This window comes from Streptococcus sp. VT 162, from assembly GCA_000688775.2.
GTDB lineage: Bacteria > Bacillota > Bacilli > Lactobacillales > Streptococcaceae > Streptococcus.
Genome location: CP007628.2, coordinates 1752880 through 1771525 on the forward strand (window position 1 = coordinate 1752880; position 18646 = coordinate 1771525).

Annotated in this window: 12 protein-coding genes and 1 pseudogene; 2 read left to right on the plus strand and 11 right to left on the minus strand. The window is 43.5% G+C overall.

Translation table 11 applies throughout. From position 1 onward, the window contains the following. Nucleotides 1–2: 2 nt before the first annotated feature. On the minus strand, nucleotides 3–3614 hold the full coding sequence (locus tag V470_08670; GenBank protein ID AHZ48482.1) for a DNA-directed RNA polymerase subunit beta: 3612 nt from the start codon (nucleotides 3612–3614) through the stop codon (nucleotides 3–5). Between the two features lie 442 nt (nucleotides 3615–4056). On the opposite strand from V470_08670, the gene V470_08675 reads away from it, so the two are divergent. Continuing rightward, complete coding sequence (locus tag V470_08675; protein AHZ48483.1) at nucleotides 4057–7749, plus strand: amylopullulanase; 3693 nt, start codon at nucleotides 4057–4059, stop codon at nucleotides 7747–7749. Between the two features lie 201 nt (nucleotides 7750–7950). Here the strand turns inward: V470_08675 and V470_08680 are convergent, their stop codons facing one another. The 7 genes and pseudogenes from V470_08680 to V470_10745 form a co-directional block, all read right to left on the minus strand. Next, entirely contained in the window at nucleotides 7951–8715 is a 765-nt protein-coding gene (locus V470_08680) for an amino acid ABC transporter ATP-binding protein (GenBank protein AHZ48484.1), read from the minus strand. A gap of 9 nt (nucleotides 8716–8724) precedes the next feature. Then, nucleotides 8725–9447, minus strand: coding sequence for an amino acid ABC transporter permease (locus V470_08685; protein ID AHZ48485.1), 723 nt, complete (start codon nucleotides 9445–9447; stop codon nucleotides 8725–8727). 3 nt (nucleotides 9448–9450) lie between these two features. Continuing rightward, nucleotides 9451–10143 carry an amino acid ABC transporter permease gene (locus V470_08690; protein AHZ48486.1) on the minus strand — a complete coding sequence of 231 codons (693 nt, stop codon included), beginning with the start codon at nucleotides 10141–10143 and terminating at the stop codon, nucleotides 9451–9453. Nucleotides 10144–10175: 32 nt separating this feature from the next. Further along, nucleotides 10176–11054, minus strand: a complete 879-nt coding sequence (locus tag V470_08695) for an amino acid ABC transporter substrate-binding protein (protein AHZ48487.1) — start codon at nucleotides 11052–11054, stop codon at nucleotides 10176–10178. A gap of 11 nt (nucleotides 11055–11065) precedes the next feature. Continuing rightward, nucleotides 11066–12064, minus strand: a complete 999-nt coding sequence (locus V470_08700; GenBank protein AHZ48488.1) for a uroporphyrinogen decarboxylase — start codon at nucleotides 12062–12064, stop codon at nucleotides 11066–11068. 2 nt (nucleotides 12065–12066) lie between these two features. Continuing rightward, entirely contained in the window at nucleotides 12067–12270 is a 204-nt protein-coding gene (locus V470_08705; GenBank protein AHZ48489.1) for an enoyl-CoA hydratase, read from the minus strand. Between the two features lie 11 nt (nucleotides 12271–12281). Further along, nucleotides 12282–13344, minus strand: a pseudogene (locus V470_10745) (uroporphyrinogen decarboxylase). 328 nt (nucleotides 13345–13672) lie between these two features. Here V470_10745 and V470_08715 point away from each other — a divergent pair. Beyond that, nucleotides 13673–14530, plus strand: coding sequence for a 5'-nucleotidase (locus tag V470_08715; GenBank protein AHZ48490.1), 858 nt, complete (start codon nucleotides 13673–13675; stop codon nucleotides 14528–14530). 249 nt (nucleotides 14531–14779) lie between these two features. On the opposite strand, the gene V470_08720 is transcribed toward V470_08715, so the two are convergent. From V470_08720 to V470_08730, 3 genes are all read right to left on the minus strand, one after another. Then, a complete protein-coding gene (locus V470_08720; protein ID AHZ48491.1) occupies nucleotides 14780–15832 on the minus strand; it encodes a 5,10-methylene tetrahydromethanopterin reductase in 1053 nt (350 codons plus the stop codon). Between the two features lie 111 nt (nucleotides 15833–15943). Further along, nucleotides 15944–16477, minus strand: coding sequence for a hypothetical protein (locus V470_08725; protein ID AHZ48492.1), 534 nt, complete (start codon nucleotides 16475–16477; stop codon nucleotides 15944–15946). Nucleotides 16478–16577: 100 nt separating this feature from the next. Then, nucleotides 16578–18386 carry a glucosamine--fructose-6-phosphate aminotransferase gene (locus V470_08730; GenBank protein ID AHZ48493.1) on the minus strand — a complete coding sequence of 603 codons (1809 nt, stop codon included), beginning with the start codon at nucleotides 18384–18386 and terminating at the stop codon, nucleotides 16578–16580. Nucleotides 18387–18646 lie beyond the last annotated feature (260 nt).

Here is an 18646-nt window from a genome sequence, read left to right on the forward strand (position 1 = left end):
GCTTATTCTTGTTCAGCAGCTTCTTCTGTTGCTTCCGCTTTTGTTGCTTTCTCAGCTTCTTCAGCTTCAAAGGCTGCTTTAGCCTCTTGGGCTGCTTTTTCGCGGGCTTTTTCAAGGTCATCTACGTGGATGACATCTTCGTCCATTCCTTCATCCAAGTCGCGAAGTTCCACTTCTTGGTCATCTTCGTCAAGGACACGCATGTCAAGACCAAGAGATTGCAATTCTTTGACAAGAACTCGGAAGGATTCTGGAACACCTGGTTTTGGAATTGGTTTTCCTTTTGTAATGGCTTCATAAGCTTTCAAACGTCCGTTGATATCGTCAGACTTGTATGTCAAGATTTCTTGAAGGACATTTGACGCACCGTAGGCTTCAAGAGCCCAAACCTCCATCTCACCGAAACGTTGTCCACCAAACTGAGCTTTACCTCCGAGTGGTTGTTGGGTAACGGTTGAGTATGGTCCGACTGAACGCGCGTGCAATTTATCATCAACCATGTGGTGGAGTTTGATCATGTACATGACACCAACTGATACACGGTTGTCAAACGGCTCACCTGTACGTCCGTCGTAAAGGATTGTCTTAGCATCGCTGTCCATACCTGCTTCTTTAACAGTGTCCCAAAGGTCTTCAGAACTTGCTCCGTCAAAGACTGGTGTTGCAATGTGGATACCAAGAGTACGGGCTGCCATACCAAGGTGGAGTTCCATAACCTGACCGATATTCATACGTGATGGCACCCCAAGTGGGTTCAACATGATATCGACTGGAGTTCCGTCTGGAAGGTAAGGCATGTCTTCTACAGGAACGATACGAGAGACAACCCCTTTGTTTCCGTGACGTCCGGCCATCTTATCTCCGACCTTGATCTTACGTTTTTGAGCGATGTAGACGCGAACCAGCATGTTAACACCTGATTGCAACTCATCACCATTTGCACGTGTAAAGATTTTAACATCACGAACGACACCATCGGCACCGTGAGGTACACGAAGAGAAGTGTCACGAACTTCACGAGACTTGTCTCCGAAGATAGCGTGCAAGAGACGTTCTTCAGCTGAAAGGTCTTTTTCACCCTTAGGTGTGACTTTACCTACAAGGATATCCCCTTCTTTAACCTCAGCACCGATACGGATAATACCCATTTCGTCAAGGTCTTTAAGAGCATCTTCCCCAACGTTTGGAATTTCACGAGTAATTTCTTCAGGCCCAAGCTTTGTATCGCGCGTTTCTGATTCGTATTCTTCGAGGTGGACAGATGTGTAGACATCGTCTTTGACCAAGCGTTCACTCATGATAACGGCATCCTCGAAGTTGTAACCTTCCCAAGTCATATAGGCAACGATTGGGTTTTGTCCAAGCGCCATTTCCCCTTTTTCCATAGAAGGTCCGTCAGCGATAAAGTCGCCTTTTTCAACGACATCGCCAACTTTAACAAGCGTGCGTTGGTTGTAAGCAGTACCTGAGTTTGAACGACGGAATTTTTGGATGTGGTAAACGTCCAATGAACCATCTTCGCGGCGTACTTCTACCTTGTCAGCATCTGCGTATGTAACTTTACCATCATACTGGGCAATAACAGCAGCACCAGAGTCATGAGCTGCTTGGTATTCCATACCAGTACCAACGTAAGGTGCTTTTGGATCAATCAATGGCACGGCCTGACGTTGCATGTTGGCACCCATGAGGGCACGGTTGGAGTCATCGTTTTCCAAGAAAGGAATACATGCTGTCGCAACGGCAACTACCTGTTTTGGTGACACGTCCATGTAGTCAACCACTTCTGCTGGATACTCTTGGTTGACCCCTTGGTGACGTCCCATGACAACTTTTTCAGCAAAGGTTCCATCTTCGTTAAGACGAGAGTTGGCCTGCGCTACAGTGAATTCATCTTCTTCATCGGCTGTCAACCAAACGATTTCATTCGTAACAACACCTGTTTCACGGTCAACCTTACGGTATGGTGTTTGAACAAATCCATACTTATTCAAGTGTCCGTAAGATGACAAGTTATTGATCAAACCGATGTTAGGTCCTTCAGGTGTCTCGATTGGGCACATACGACCGTAGTGAGTGTAGTGCACGTCACGAACTTCATATCCAGCACGGTCACGAGTCAAACCACCAGGTCCCAAGGCTGACAAACGGCGTTTGTGAGACAACTCAGAAAGCGGGTTGTGTTGGTCCATGAACTGTGACAACTGTGATGAACCAAAGAATTCTTTAACCGCAGCTGTTACAGGACGGATATTGATGATTTGTTGTGGTGTTAAAACTTCATTGTCCTGAACAGACATACGTTCACGGACATTACGTTCCATACGAGAAAGTCCAAGACGTACTTGATTGGCAAGCAATTCACCAACTGCACGGATACGACGGTTTCCAAGGTGGTCGATATCATCCACACGGCCGATACCTTCCGCCAAGTTGAGGAAGTAGCTCATTTCAGCAAGGATATCTGCAGGAGTTACAACACGAACCTTGTCGTCTGGATTGGCATTTCCGATGATGGTTACAACACGGTCTGGATCCGTTGGGGCAACAACCTTGAATTTTTGAAGGAGAACTGGTTCTGTCAAAACAGCTGCATCGTTTGGAATATAAACGATCTTGTTCAAGTCGCCATCCAAGTGGTGCTCGATACTCTCGATCACGCTACGAGTCATGACGGTACCAGCTTCTACCAAGATTTCACCAGTTTCAGGGTCTACCAATGGCTCCGCAATGGTTTGGTTGAGCAAGCGTGTTTTAACGTTGAGTTTTTTATTGATCTTGTAACGACCAACAGCTGCCAAATCGTAGCGGCGTGGGTCAAAGAAACGTGCTACAAGCAAGCTACGTGAGCTTTCAGCAGTCTTAGGCTCACCTGGACGAAGGCGTTCGTAGATTTCTTTCAAGGCTTCGTCTGTACGAGAGTCCATTGGATTCTTGTGGATATCTTTTTCAATAGTGTTGCGAACCAATTCGCTATCACCAAAGATATCAAAGATTTCATCATCACCTGAGAAACCAAGTGCACGAACCAAGGTCGTAAATGGAATCTTACGAGTACGGTCGATACGAGTATAAGCGATGTCTTTTGAGTCGCTTTCAAGTTCCAACCAAGCTCCACGGTTAGGGATAACAGTAGAACCGTAGCCCACTTTACCGTTCTTGTCTACTTTGTCATTAAAGTAAACACCTGGTGAGCGGACCAACTGAGAAACGATAATACGTTCACCACCATTGATGATGAAAGTACCCATTTCGGTCATGATTGGGAAATCACCAAAGAAGACTTCTTGGGTCTTGATTTCGCCTGTTTCTTTATTGATCAAGCGGAAGGTTACAAAAATTGGTGCTGAGTAGCTAGCATCGTGGATACGAGCTTCTTCGAGCGTGTATTTTGGTTCCTTGATTTCATAGCCAACAAATTCCAACTCCATTGTGTCTGTGAAGTTTGAAATTGGCAATACATCTTCAAATACTTCCTTAAGACCGTGATCTAGGAAATCTTTGAATGAATCCGTTTGAATTTCAATCAAATTTGGTAAGTCAAGAACTTCTTTGATTCTTGAAAAACTACGACGGGTACGATGTTTCCCGTATTGAACGTCATGTCCTGCCAAGATGATTCTCCTTTGTAAATAAATTCCAAGCCTTGTCAATCAGGCTTTTCTAATCGTCATATGGTTTTAAAAACCCCTATCACCGTGTCCCTTTGACGAATTTTCAGAATCTTTAAATCTTTGTTACAAGCACTCAAAAACCTGAAAAAAAGCACAAAAAGAGCAGCTAAATCTGACTTTTTCAGAAGATTTAACTGCTGTGAGCCTTGTCTGGACAATATTTCAGACAAAACCTACGACAAATGATTATTCATATTATACCTTATTTAGCTAGATTTTTCAAGGTTTTTTTACTATTTTTTAAACAATCTTTTCCTATATATTATTTTAAAATTTCAAGAGAATGAAGCATTATATTTTCTCTTAAAAGTTAGGAAAACGCTTGCACTAATGTTTACCTCGTGCTATACTGATAAGGAACAACTACACAAGGAGAATTGTGATGAAAAAGATCCCATCTCAAACTGAGAAAAAAATGATTTATGGTATCCGTTCCTTGAAGAACGGAACTGGTTCTGTCCTTATTGGTGCCAGCATTATCCTGCTTTCTGCTGCAATGCCAACTATTTCGGCTAACGAAAACCTGCCTCAAACTCAGGAAAATACCAGCGCTGTGACCAAGGCCCCTACTGAGACTGAAACGAGTCAAACTCAAACGGAAACGCCTATTTCTGAACAAAAGAATGCAAACGCTTCCCTTGATTCTAAAAAAGAAGCTCCAGCTATGGAAACTACTACAGCGCCAGAAACACCCAAAACAGAAGATGCTACTACAAGCCAGGCTAACAGCACTGCAACGCCAACTTCAGAACAAAAACCACAAGCTGACACATCTTCTGAAGAACCCATCGCAGACAACCACTTCCGCATCCATGTAAAAAAACTCCCTGAAGAAAACAAAGATTCTCAAGGTCTTTGGACTTGGGACGATGTTGAGAAGCCGTCTGAAAACTGGCCCAATGGAGCCAAGTCCTTCAAGGATGCCAAGCAAGATGACTACGGCTATTACCTAGATGTCAAACTCAAAAATGAGCAAGCCAAGAAAGTCAGCTTCCTTATCAACAATACCAAGGGGGATAACCTGACAGGGGACCGTTCTGTAGAGCGCCTCTCTCCAAAAATGAATGAGGCTTGGCTAGATGAAAACTACAAGGTACACAACTACCGTCCTCAGCCAGCAGGAACTGTCCGTGTCAACTATTACCGCACAGATGGCAACTATGACAAAAAATCTCTCTGGTATTGGGGCGATGTTAAAAACCCAAGCAGTGGAGAATGGCCTGACGGTACTGACTTTACAGCAACTGGAAAATATGGCCGTTACATTGATATCCCACTCAATGAAGCTGCAAGAGAATTTGGATTTTTATTACTAGACGAAAGCAAGAAAGGCGATGATGTGAAAATCAGAAAAGAAGATTATAAATTCACTGATCTAAAAAATCACAGTCAGATTTTCCTCAAAGATGATGACGAAACCATCTACACCAACCCCTACTACGTTCACGATATCCGTATGACTGGTGCCCAACACGTGGCTAAATCTCGTATCGAAAGCAGTTTTTCTACCCTCGTTGGAGCTAAGAAAGACGATATCCTCAAACACTCCAGCATCACTGATTACCTAGGGAATAAAGTAGCTATCACAGACGTGGAAGTGGATGAGGCAGGTAAAAAAGTGACCTACATCGGCGACTTCTCTGACACTCAACACCCTTACACTGTCAGCTACAATTCAGACCGCTTTACCACACGTTCAAGCTGGCGCCTCAAGGATGAGTCCTACAGTTACGATGGGCCACTCGGCGCAACTCTGAAAGAAGATGGCAAGCGTGTTGACCTCACCCTCTGGTCTCCAAGTGCTGATAAGGTTTCCGTTGTTGTCTATGACAAGAAAGACCCTGAAAAGGTAGTTGGAACTGTCCCCCTTGAAAAAGGAGAAAAAGGAACCTGGAAACAAACTCTGGATGCAAACTCTGGTCTCGGTATCAGCAACTACACTGGCTACTACTACCACTACCAAATCGAGCGCCAAGGTAAAACTGTCCTCGTTCTTGACCCTTATGCCAAATCATTAGCGGCTTGGAACAGTGACCTAGCAAAAACAGATGCCGCTCATAAGGTCGCTAAAGCTGCCTTTGTCGATCCAGCGAAGTTAGGTCCGCAAGACTTGACCTATGGAAAGATTCGTAACTTCAAATCACGTGAAGATGCCGTTATCTATGAAGCTCATGTGCGTGACTTCACTTCGGATCCTGCCATCGCAAAAGACTTGACCAAACCATTCGGTACCTTCGAAGCCTTTATCGAAAAATTAGACTATCTCAAAGACTTGGGTGTGACCCACATCCAGCTCCTTCCAGTCTTGTCTTACTACTTTGTCAATGAATTGAAAAACCATGAACGTTTGTCTGCCTACGCTTCAAGCAACAGCAACTACAACTGGGGATATGACCCTCAAAACTACTTCTCCTTGACTGGCATGTACTCAAGCGATCCTAAGGATCCAGAAAAACGTATCGCAGAATTCAAAAACCTCATCAACGAAATCCACAAACGTGGCATGGGGGCTATCTTGGATGTGGTCTACAACCATACTGCAAATGTTGATATTTTTGAAGATATTGAGCCAAATTACTATCACTTTATGGATGCAGACGGAACTCCACGTACTAGCTTCGGAGGCGGTCGTTTGGGAACTACCCACTACATGTCTAAACGTGTCTTGGTAGACTCTATCAAGTATCTGGTTGAAACTTACAAAGTAGATGGTTTCCGCTTTGATATGATGGGTGACCACGATGCGGCTTCTATCGAAGAAGCTTACAAGGCTGCACGCGCCCTCAATCCAAATCTCATCATGCTAGGTGAAGGCTGGAGAACCTATACTGGTGATGAAAATGCGCCTGTGCAACCTGCTGACCAAGATTGGATGAAGAAAACAGATACTGTCGCTGTCTTTTCAGACGACATCCGCAACAACCTCAAGTCTGGCTATCCAAACGAAGGTCAACCTGCCTTTATCACAGGTGGCAAACGCGATATCAATACCATCTTTAAAAATCTCATTGCCCAACCAACCAACTTTGAAGCAGACAGTCCTGGAGATGTTATCCAGTATATCGCAGCCCATGATAACTTGACCCTCTTTGACATCATTGCCCAGTCTATCAAAAAAGACCCAAGCAAGGCTGAAAACTACGCTGAGATCCATCGTCGTTTGCGACTTGGAAACCTCATGGTCTTGACCGCTCAAGGAACTCCGTTTATCCACTCTGGTCAGGAATACGGACGTACCAAACAATTCCTTGATCCAGCCTATAAGAATCCTGTCTCAGAGGATAAGGTTCCAAACAAGTCTCACTTGTTGCGCGACAAGGACGGCAAGCCATTTGTCTATCCTTACTTTATCCATGACTCTTACGACTCTAGTGATGCTGTCAACAAGTTTGATTGGACCAAGGCAACAGATGGCAAAGCATATCCTGAAAATGTCAAGAGCCGTAACTACATGAAAGGATTGATCGCCCTTCGTCAATCGACAGATGCCTTCCGACTCAAGAGTCTGCAAGACATCAAAGAGCGCGTCCACCTCATTACTGTTCCAGGACAAAATGGCGTTGAAAAAGAAGATGTGACCATCGGCTACCAAATCACCGCTCCAAATGGTGATGTCTACGCTGTCTTTGTCAATGCGGATGATAAGGCTCGTGAATTTACTCTAGGAACTGCCTTTGCTCACTTGAGAAAGGCCGAAGTTCTCGCAGATGAAAACCAAGCAGGACCAGTAGGAATTGCTAACCCTCAAGGTCTCGAATGGACTGAAAAAGGCTTGAAATTGAACGCTCTCACTGCTGTCGTTCTCCGCTTGTCTCAAGGTGGTGCCATTGTCGCTCCAGCTGTGGAAGAAAAACCAGAATTTGACCTTTCTAGCTTGGAAGTCGAACCAGAACAAGGTCAAGCTCAAAACCTAGCAGCCAATCCTGAAACTCAAGAAACTGCTACAGAGGCTCACTCTCAGAACCTCCTTCCAAACACAGGAACTGAGAGCAAATCCCTCCTTGCCCTTGCTGGATTCAGCATCCTTGCCTTTCTCGGACTTGGATGGTTGATAAAGAACAAGAAAAAGAAATAACACTCAATGAAAATCAAAGGGTAAACTAAGAAGCTAGTCACAGGCTGCTCAAAACACTGGTTTGAGGTTGTAGATAAGGCGAAGCTGACGAGGTTTAAAGAGATTTTCGAAGAGTATAACCTAGCCCTCCTATAGAAAAACACCCTATGATTAGAAGAATCTTCTAGTCATGGGGTGTTGTTTTTATGATACACTTAGCTATCAAATCATATATTCTACACTATAGCTAGCGTCTGATAAGATACGAGCCAGGAACTGCTTGGTTCGTTCTTCTTGTGGACGACTAAAGAAATCATGTGGATTGTTCTCCTCTACGATACGGCCTCCATCCATGAAAATAACGTGGTTGGCGACATCTCTAGCAAATCCCATCTCATGCGTGACGACCACCATGGTCACACCTTCTCCCGCCAACTGTTTCAGAACATCCAAAACATCTCCAACCAACTCAGGGTCTAGTGCTGATGTTGGTTCATCTAGCAAAATGACCTCGGGTTTGACGGCAATAGCACGCGCAATTCCTATTCGTTGTTGTTGCCCTCCAGATAGTTGTGAAGGGTAGTAGTCTTTGTAGGCTAGTAAACCAACTTTTTCCAAGGCATATTCTGCACGTTTTAGCGCTTCTTCCTTGGGAACTTTACGAGCGACGATCAGGCCTTCTAGAATATTTTCCAGAGCAGTTTTGTTTGCAAAAAGATTGTAGTGCTGGAAAACAAAGGCTGTTTTTTGGCGAATTTCTAGAATGTCTTTCTTGCTTAATTTGGCCAAGTCATAAGTTTTTCCTGCCAAGGTCAAACGGCCACTGTCAGCTTTTTCTAAGTGATTGAGACAACGGAGAAAGGTCGTTTTTCCCGAACCTGATGGTCCTAAGATAACGACGACATCCCCTTGGTTGACCTGGAGATTGACATCCTCCAAAACCTGCCTCTCTCCAAATGTTTTTGCGATATGTTCTACTTGTAACATCCTGTCCTCCTATACGAAACGCGCGCTAGATGCTTTTGCACTCTTTTCTTTTTTCACATAGCCTTTCTCCAGTAGGGAGAAGCCCCACTGAATCAAACCACAGATCAAAATATACTGCAAAAAGATCACAAAATAAGACTCAAAATACTGGTAACCGTAGGACGCTTCTACACGAGCAATAGCGGTGATGTCCTTGATGGTCATAACAAAAACCAGGGAGGTCCCTTTGACGATATTGATCACCAGATTGGCCAAGTTAGGCAAGGCTGAGCGCAAGGCTTGAGGAAAAACAATCCTTAGATAGGCCTGGGTTGTAGTCAGCCCAATCGCATGCGCTGCCTCTAGTTGCCCCTTGTCCACCGTCAAGATAGCTGAACGCAAAATCTCCGACAAACTCCCGACTGTCATCAAACTATAAATGATAAAGGCATAATAGAGAGGATCAAGCTTGAAAATATCAAAGTCACTTCCTATGCTTTTGAGAAATTGATTCAGCAAACTTGGAAACAAACTATAAAAGAAGAGAATCAATAAAATCGGAGGAGTCGCTCGGATAAAGGCCAGATAGACCAGAGAAAAACTCCTCACACCTCGAACCTTGTAAATCTGCCCCAAGGCTAAAAATAGAGCCGGTAAAAAGCTTAAGACCATAGCCACAATCATGATAATCAAGGTGATTGGCACACCCTTCAAGGTCTCCAGAAAGGTCTTTACAATATAGTCTATATCCATTTCTTACCTCCCTTTTGTTTCCAAAGACTTCTCAAGCAAACGACTCAAGCTAGAAATAACCAAGGCAATCCCCCAGTAAAGAAGCGCAACTGCCGTATAGGTTTCCAGAGAGTAGTTCCCTAAATTGCGACTGATCAAGAGATTGCCTGCCCCCATAACATCAACAAAACCAATCGTATAAGCCAAGGCAGCATCCCGCATGAGATTAAGAATAGCGGTCGTTATATTGGGAAGAGCAACTTGAAAAGCTTGGGGAAAAATGATTCTCCAAAAAGTCTGACTTGGAGTCAAACCAATACTAAGCCCGGCCTCTGTCTGCCCCTTTGGAATAGCTTGATAGGCCGCCTTGAAAACCTCGGCAACAATAGCCGCAAACAAGAGAATCATCGTCAAGAGAACAAAAATAGTTTTAGACCAGTTGTTGATATCCAAACCAAGCCACCATTTCAGAAATTCTGGCAAGCCATAAAAGACTAGAAAAAGCAAGACAATCGGCGGTGTACAACGAAGGGTAAAGATATAGCTTTTGGAAATCGCTGCAAAACTCTTGTCATCTCCTACTTGTGCCCAGGCCAAGAGACCTCCAAAAAGGGAACCAAGAAGAGTGGTAAAAAAGAGAATGGACAAGGTCATAGGAAGTGCCTTCCATAAGGTCGGCAAAAACTGAAAGACCTTGGAAAAATCATAAGAAACCATGCAAAACCCTTTCTAGTCTTGTAATTTCTGGTCTAGTCTTTGTCTACATAACTAAAGACATCTTCTTTAAAGTATTGCTGAGATAGCTTAGCAAGCGTGCCATCTTCCTTCAACTCTTTGATTGCTTTTTCATATTCTTTAGCGAATTTCTCACCCTTTTCATCACGGTGAATCAAGGGATAAGTTGGAATACCCTTGTATGGGAACCAGCTGAGTTTATCCGCATATTGGTGGTAAGGGCCATCTTCTGCGGTAACTGCTTTTTCAAAGGACAGTTTGATATCAAAGAAGGCGTCATAACGTCCTTCCAAGACCCAGGCATAGGCATCTGCCACTTTAAAGGATTCAGCTGCTGTTAGCTCAATCGGTGCATCCTGATGTTTTTCATTGTAGCTGGTGATGACATTCCATTGAGCATTCTGTGGAGAGATGGGAACCAATTTCCCTTTATTCTTAGCAAAGTCATCAATGGTTTTGTATTTCTGTTCATCTTCTTTTCTGACAGTAAATCCGATGATGCTCGCTCCGACTGGTTCAGATGGAATGACAAACTTTTTAGCTCGTTCATCTGTGTACCAAGCTCCCTTGGTTCCGATGTCATACTTGCCTGATTCCAGACCAATCAAGAGGTCATCATCACTGGTACCCGTATATTCAAATTGATAGTTTGCCAACTTCTCATCAACAGCCTTCAAAACAGCTACCTCATAACCATCTGATTCCCCTTTTTCATTGACAAAGTCATAAGGTACATAGTTTTGTGTATGGGCAACCTTCAAGGTTATAACTTCAGCAGACGAAGCCGTTTCTCCCTCCTTGGCTGGAGCGCCAACTAAACTTCTCCCGATAATCGTTGCCCCAATTACTGCAACAACTGCTACACCACCGATAATCCATGCTTTTTTACTCATCTTTTTCTCCTTTAGTTTTCAAGCGCTTCTCTCACCCACTGGATACGTTCAACTGCGATATCACTTGGAATGGTACAATCTGCCCCAAGTACCAAGCCCTGTTCCCCAGCTTCTGCAACTAGTTTCTTTGCCTCAGCCTGAATGGCATCCTTGCTACCAGTATACAGCAAGCCTGTCTTGCCATTTTCGAATCCTCCAAGAACCGTACGTCCCTTGAAAATCTCACGACCTTCCTTGAGAGTGATTCCCTCTGGTCCTACAGCCCAGTTAAAGACTTGGGCTGGGTAGTCTGCAAAAAGATGAATATCATTTCGCGCTCCCTCGTAGCCACAGATATGAAGAACAGTGACGCCACCAACAGCACTAGCTGCTTCCAGAACCGTTATCTCGCTAGGTGCAATGACGGCTTGATAATCTGCTGCTGACACTCGTTGATCTTGGATGCTTTGCACGCTGAGGTAGATTCCATCTGCACCAGCCTCTTCGATGATAGCTCGACTGAGACTAGCAATATCCTCTGCAATCACATCCAACACCTTTTTAAGGGCTTCAGGATCTTCCACCAGAAAGTCCGCAATAAGGTCATCGCCACCAGACACTTCCCCAAGCAACCACTTGAGATAGGTCACAGGAGCAAAAATATTGTAAATCGCAACGATATCTTCTGTAAACTCTTGCTTGATTTTCTTAACCAAGTTCACCTGCTCTTTTATCCAAGCATGATCTGGTCCGAGTGTTTGAATGGTCGCCAATTCTTGAAGTGATTTGCCTTTGGCAATCGCTGGATTTGGATAAGCAAAGTAGCCATCACTCATGAGTTTGATAAAGTCTGGCTGAACTTCTCGGATAAAGCGCTTATGGCCCTCAATATTCTTCTCGATAATGACTGGATTTGAGAATCCATGTAGCCATTCGTCTTCGGATGTGAAATGGTGCCAAAAACCAACTGGCACACGATCAACCTTTTCACCTCTAAATGCTTTTAAAACCCATTCTTTTTTTTCTGACATTCTTATTCTCCATTTCTTACTTTTTCAACTAATAAACTGCTTGCGATATCATTCGAGCGTAGAAAGGGAAGACTGGACTTGGAAAAATCCTGAACTCCACGACATCTCTCTCCATTTTTGCAGTGCCCATTTTTTACGACGCTTATGGCAACCAAAGCCAGCAAACCGATAACTGCAATGAAGATGCCCCATCTTTTACTTTTCATAGCTCCTCCTTTTAGAGAACAGCTGCCTGTCGAATCCAGTCCAACCTCTCTAAGTCAAAGTCATCTGGAACAGTACAGTCAGCTCCCAGAAGAACGCCTTTACTACCAGCTTCAGCCAACAACCGCCTTGTTTCATCTTGCAATTCCGCCTTGGAACCTTGATAAAGCAAGCTTTTCTTGCCATTTTCGAATCCACCTAAAACGGCCTTTCCTGGAAACAACTCTTGCCCCTGTGTCAAACTAACATCCTCATGGTGGGTCGCCCAGTTGACCACTTGAGCTGGATAGTCCTTAAATATCGTCACATCATTGCTCGCACCTTCAAAACCACAGATATGGAGGATATTGATCCCACCAACCTGATTGGCTGCTTCCAAAATCGCTATATTGCTCGGTTCGATATAGGTTTGGTAGAGTGCTGGTGTAATGCGCTCATCTTGAATTTCCTGGGTGCTGAGGTAAATCCCGTCAACACCGCCTTGCTGAATGATTTTCTGAGTTAGGGAAGCAATATCTCCTGCAATCACATCTAGAATAGCTCTAAATTGCTCAGGATTTTCAAGCAATAGATCAGCCACTTCCCTATCTCCTCGAGAAGTTTCTGTACGGAACCAGCGCTTGAGGTAGGAGATCGGCGAAAAGATATTGTAGAAAGAAGCAATCTCTTCGGTAAAGGTCTCTCGAATCGCTTGTACCACTTCCACCTGTTGCTGAATCCATGGGTTGTTGCTGAATCCATGGGTGTTCCTCACCAATCGACTCAATAGAAGTCAGCTCCTGAATGCTTGCAATCTTAGGACTATAGACATTACTTGGATAAAGGAAAAAACCGTCGCTCATAATTTTGACAAAATCAGGGCGAATCCTTCCCACATAGTTGCGATGCCCGTCAACACTTTTTTGAAAGATACGTGGATTATTTAATCCCTGCCCCTTTTCTTCGAGTGTTACAAAATGAAACCAAAATCCCACAGGAACTCTTTCCACTTCATCGCCTCGAATCGCTCTAAAGACTAGATCTCTTTTACTTGCCATACCTCTCTCCTTCCATTTGGATTGAAACCATCTTACCACTCCTTTTCCCCTTTTCCCAATATATATTGACTATCAACTCGATTGGAAATTTTTATATCTATGAAGAAAAAAATCCCTGAAAAGCTTGATGTTACTAGCCTTTCAAAGATTCACTTTATTTTCATCTATTTTTCAAAAAGGAACTGATATAGATTTTCTATCAAGCCGATTGAATTTTTTTATATCCATCTTCATTCCAAAATTAAGTACATAATTTTATCCTAATACCAAATTACTACTGAAAAATTTCTTTTCTCTCGATATTTCCTTGCACAAATCCCATGAAAACGCTACAATATTAATAGACTATTATTAGGAGGATGGGATTATGAAAATATCCAAAGTTACCATTACAATTGCTTCTACACTTACTTCCGTCATTTTACTGACTGGCTGTGGCACAAATTCGGCAAATTCACAGACAACACAAAGTAGTACATCTGATAATCAGGTTACCATGACCTATGATCAGTTGCGTTCAAGAGAAAATACTATGTCAACTCTTTGGTATCAAAAAGCAGCTGAGACCAAGGCACTCTATCTACAAGGTTACAATGTCGCTACTGATCGTTTGAAAGAACTACTAAAAACACAGACAGATAAACCCTACTCTATCGTTTTAGACTTAGACGAAACCGTATTAGACAATAGCCCTTATCAAGCGCAAAATGTCAAAGATGGAACAGCATTTACCCCAGAAAACTGGGATGTCTGGGTAAAAAAAGCCGCAGCCAAGGCTGTACCAGGTGCTAAAGACTTCCTCCAATTTGCAGACCAAAACGGTGTCCAAATTTACTATGTATCTGACCGTACGATAGATCAGGTAGATGATACGATTAAAAACCTAGAAAACGAAGGAATCCCTGTACAAAGCCGCGATCATCTCATGTTCTTAGAAAAAGGCGTCAAATCTAAAGAAGGTCGTAGACAAGCAGTCCAAGAAAAAACCAACTTAGTCATGCTACTAGGAGATAATCTTGTGGACTTTGCAGAGTTTTCAAAGACCTCTGAAACTGAGCGCGACCAAAAATTAGAGGAATTACAAAAAGAGTTTGGTGAGAAATTCATCATTTTCCCTAACCCAATGTACGGATCATGGGAAAGCACTGTTTACAATGGTAATAAATTGGATGCCAAGGGTCAAACTGAAGAGCGCCAAAAAAACTTACAAGGTTTTGATAAATAAAATAAGGGAGCTATCTACCAGTTTACACCAACCACAAGATATCGTATTTGCGAGAATATCAAAAAGAGACGATTTCCAAGCGGAAATCGTCTTTTTTACTATTTTATCTTGTACTTGGTATAAACTAGTATATATTCCACTAGATAGTATGCTCTATCGCTTGTACCACTTCCACCTGTTGCTGAATCCATGGGTTGTTGCTGAATCCATGGGTGTTCCTCACCAATCGACTCAACTGATTGAATTTTTTTATAACCCCTCTTTCATGGCAAAGTAAGCACGTATTTTCGGCGCCACTTGTGTGCCGAAGAGTTCAATAGCTCTCAGAACCTGGTCATGTGGCATAGAACCAAGCGGTAGGTGCAACATAAAGCGGTCCAAGCCTAAATCCTCAATCATGCGAATCAATTTTTCTGCCACCTGATCTGGATTGCCCACAAACATGGCACCATTTGGTCCAACCTGCTCCAAATATTGCTCATAGGTCAACTCCTGCCAGTGCAGACGGTCTTTGGAAATTGCATCCACCACTTGCTTGGTCGGATGGAAATAATCTTTGACAGCCTGCTCGCCATCTTCAGCAATCCAGCCCCAAGAATGAGCACCCACTTTCAGGTCTTTCTCCGCATGACCGGCTTCGCTCCCAATCTTACGATAAGCTTGAATCAACTTTTTAAAATAACGCGGATTGCCACCGATAATAGCATAGACAATCGGCAACCCCGCCTGAGCAATCTTCACTGTTGACTCTACATGACCTCCTGTCGCCACCCACAATGGCAATTTGTCCTGAACAGGACGAGGATAGACTTCTTTGCCAGAAATCGTTTGGGTCAATTGACCTTGCCAGTCTATCTTGGTCTTTTCATTGACTAACTGGAGCAAGTCTAATTTCTCATCAAAGAGAGCTGCGTAGTCTTTCAAGTCATAGCCAAACAGAGGGAAGGATTCGGTGAATGAACCACGCCCAGCCATAATCTCCGCACGGCCATTTGACAAGGCATCGATGGTAGCATATTGTTGGAACAAGCGAACCGGATCCATACTCGAGAGAATGCTGACTGCACTGGTCAAACGAATTTTCTTGGTATTCACTGCCCCAGCTGCAAGAATAATCTCTGGGGCTGATACCGCAAAGTCCTCCCGATGATGCTCCCCAATCCCGTACACATCCAAACCAACCTTATCAGCCAGCTCAATTTCTGCCATCAACTGACGAATGCGTTCATCATGACTGTAAATCTGCCCAGTCGTTTCCAGAGCGGTTGTTTCACCAAATGTTGAAATTCCTAATTCTACCATCCTGTTTCCTCGCTATCTCTTTAAGTTTTTAGGGTATTTTATCACTAATTAGTTTTATGTTCAATAAATTTGCTCATTAGAAAAAGCCTAGATGAACTAGACTTTCTTGGTTTATTCTACCTGTAGTTTATTGTCTTTCAAAGTTAACTTCGAGTTTTCTGTCAATTCTGTTTGTTCAAAAGTGTAAATCGTCTCACCCTTTGTATCAATCATGTACCAGACTTGGTCTTTACGGACAACCAGGGCAAGCTCCGTACTATTTGTGTCCTCGTTTTTGACAGACAATGGAAAGGCCTTGTCCACACCTTCCAGAGCTACTTTATTCCCTGTTTTTAATTCTACTAGGTAGTACACGCCATCCTTTGTACCAAAACTGTAGTCCCCATTAATCGGTGTGTGGCTATCATAGTTTTTCATTAGAATGGAAGTTTTATCCATACCTTCAAACGCCTTTTTAAAGTGTTCTTTCTGCTCTTCAGCTTTCTTTTGATCTTGAGACTGAACCGTCTCTTGCACCGCAGCAATCCGTTCCAGGTTTTGCTTTTTCGCTTGTCTCTGCTGATGGATCAAGATCGTACGTATCAAGTAAGAACTAGACAAGACGATACCAACCAGCATAGCAATAATACTTTTTTTCTTCTTCATTTTCTTCTCCTTATAAAAAATTAAAGGCGAGCAAAAATACTCCTCACTCAAGTATACCAAGAGAGAGCAAAAAAGTCTAGATGAACTAGACTTTCTTAGCTTATTCTACTGTTACTGACTTAGCAAGGTTACGTGGTTTGTCCACATCAAGGCCACGGTGGAGTGTTGCAAAGTAAGCGACCAATTGCGTTGGTACGACCATTGAGATTGGTGAGAGGTAAGGGTGGACGGTCGTAAGGACGATATCGTCTGTGTCTTTAGCAACATTTTCCTCTGCGATAGTGAGAACCTTGGCACCACGAGCTGCGACCTCTTGGATATTTCCACGAGTGTGGTTGGCAAGAACTGGATCTGACAAGAGGGCCAAGACAGGTGTCCCCTCTTCAATCAAGGCAATGGTTCCGTGCTTGAGTTCTCCTGCCGCAAAGCCTTCACATTGGATGTAAGAAATCTCTTTGAGTTTGAGACTGGCTTCCATGGCTACATAGTAGTCTTGACCACGTCCGATGTAAAAGGCGTTGCGAGTTGTTTCAAGAAGGTCACGAACCTTTGCATCAATGGTTTCTTTTTCAGAAAGAGTTGATTCGATAGACTGAGCTACGATTGACAACTCATGAACCAGGTCAAAGGCTTGCGCTTTGGCATTGCCGTTTGCTTCTCCGACTGCTTTTGCAAGGAAGGCAAGGGCTGCGATTTGTGCTGTGTAGGCCTTGGTTGATGCCACGGCAATTTCAGGACCCGCGTGAAGGAGCATTGTATGGTTGGCTTCACGTGAAAGAGTTGATCCTGGAACGTTTGTCACTGTCAAGCTTGGAATGCCCATTTCATTAGCCTTGACCAAAACCTGACGGCTGTCAGCTGTTTCACCAGACTGGCTGATAAAGATGAAGAGTGGTTTTTTGCTGAGAAGTGGCATACCATAGCCCCACTCAGATGAAATTCCAAGTTCAACAGGTGTATCCGTCAACTCTTCCAGCATCTTCTTAGAAGCAAATCCTGCGTGGTACGATGTTCCAGCTGCAAGGATGTAAATGCGGTCTGCATCTTGAACAGCCTTGATGATAGCTGGATCTACAACAACTTGACCAGCCTCATCTGTGTAGGCTTGGATGAGTTTACGCATCACCGTTGGTTGCTCGTCGATTTCCTTGAGCATGTAATAAGGATAAGTCCCCTTACCGATATCTGACAAGTCGAGCTCCGCAGTATAGCTAGCACGTTCACGGCGATTGCCATCATAGTCTTGAACTTCGACACTATCAGCCTTGACGATTACCAACTCTTGGTCATGAATTTCCATGTATTGGTTGGTCTCACGAATCATAGCCATAGCATCTGAGCAGACCATGTTGTAGCCTTCTCCAAGACCAATCAAGAGTGGTGATTTGTTCTTAGCGACATAGATGACATCTGGATTTTCAGAGTCAACCAAGGCAAAGGCATAAGAACCACGGATGATGTGAAGAGCTTTTTTGAAGGCTTCAAGAACTGACAAACCATCTTCTTCTGCAAATTTCCCAATCAAGTGAACGGCGATTTCCGTATCTGTTTGCCCCTTGAAGTGGTGACCTGCAAGGTATTCTTCCTTGATTTCAAGGTAGTTCTCAATCACCCCATTATGCACCAAGACAAAACGTCCTGTCTCAGAGCGGTGTGGGTGAGCGTTGTCCTCCGTTGGTTTCCCGTGAGTCGCCCAACGCGTATGTCCGATACCAGTCGTTCCCTCAACACCAGCTGTCTTTGCAGACAATTCTGCAATACGACCGACAGCCTTAACCAGGTGATTTTCAGCACCACCTAGGACAAAAATCCCCGCAGAATCATAACCACGGTATTCGAGCTTTTCAAGCCCTTGAATCAAAATATCAGTTGCATTTGTGTTTCCAACAACACCAACAATTCCACACATAGTATATACGACACAGACCAGCTGTGCTTTCTCCTTAAATTGGTATAGTCTGATTCTCCTTTTTCAGAATCAGCAAAGACAGTATATACTTGTTTTTCTCACTTGTCAAGGATAAAAATTGGTATAGTTTTTCTATCTGGTATTTTAACAAGATTTCACTTGATACCTGACAAGTTAGCATCAATTACTTATAATGAATAGAGGAGGTATTTGCCATTTGATTTTTCTTGGCACTTTTATCTTCTCTTCCCATCTTGTCT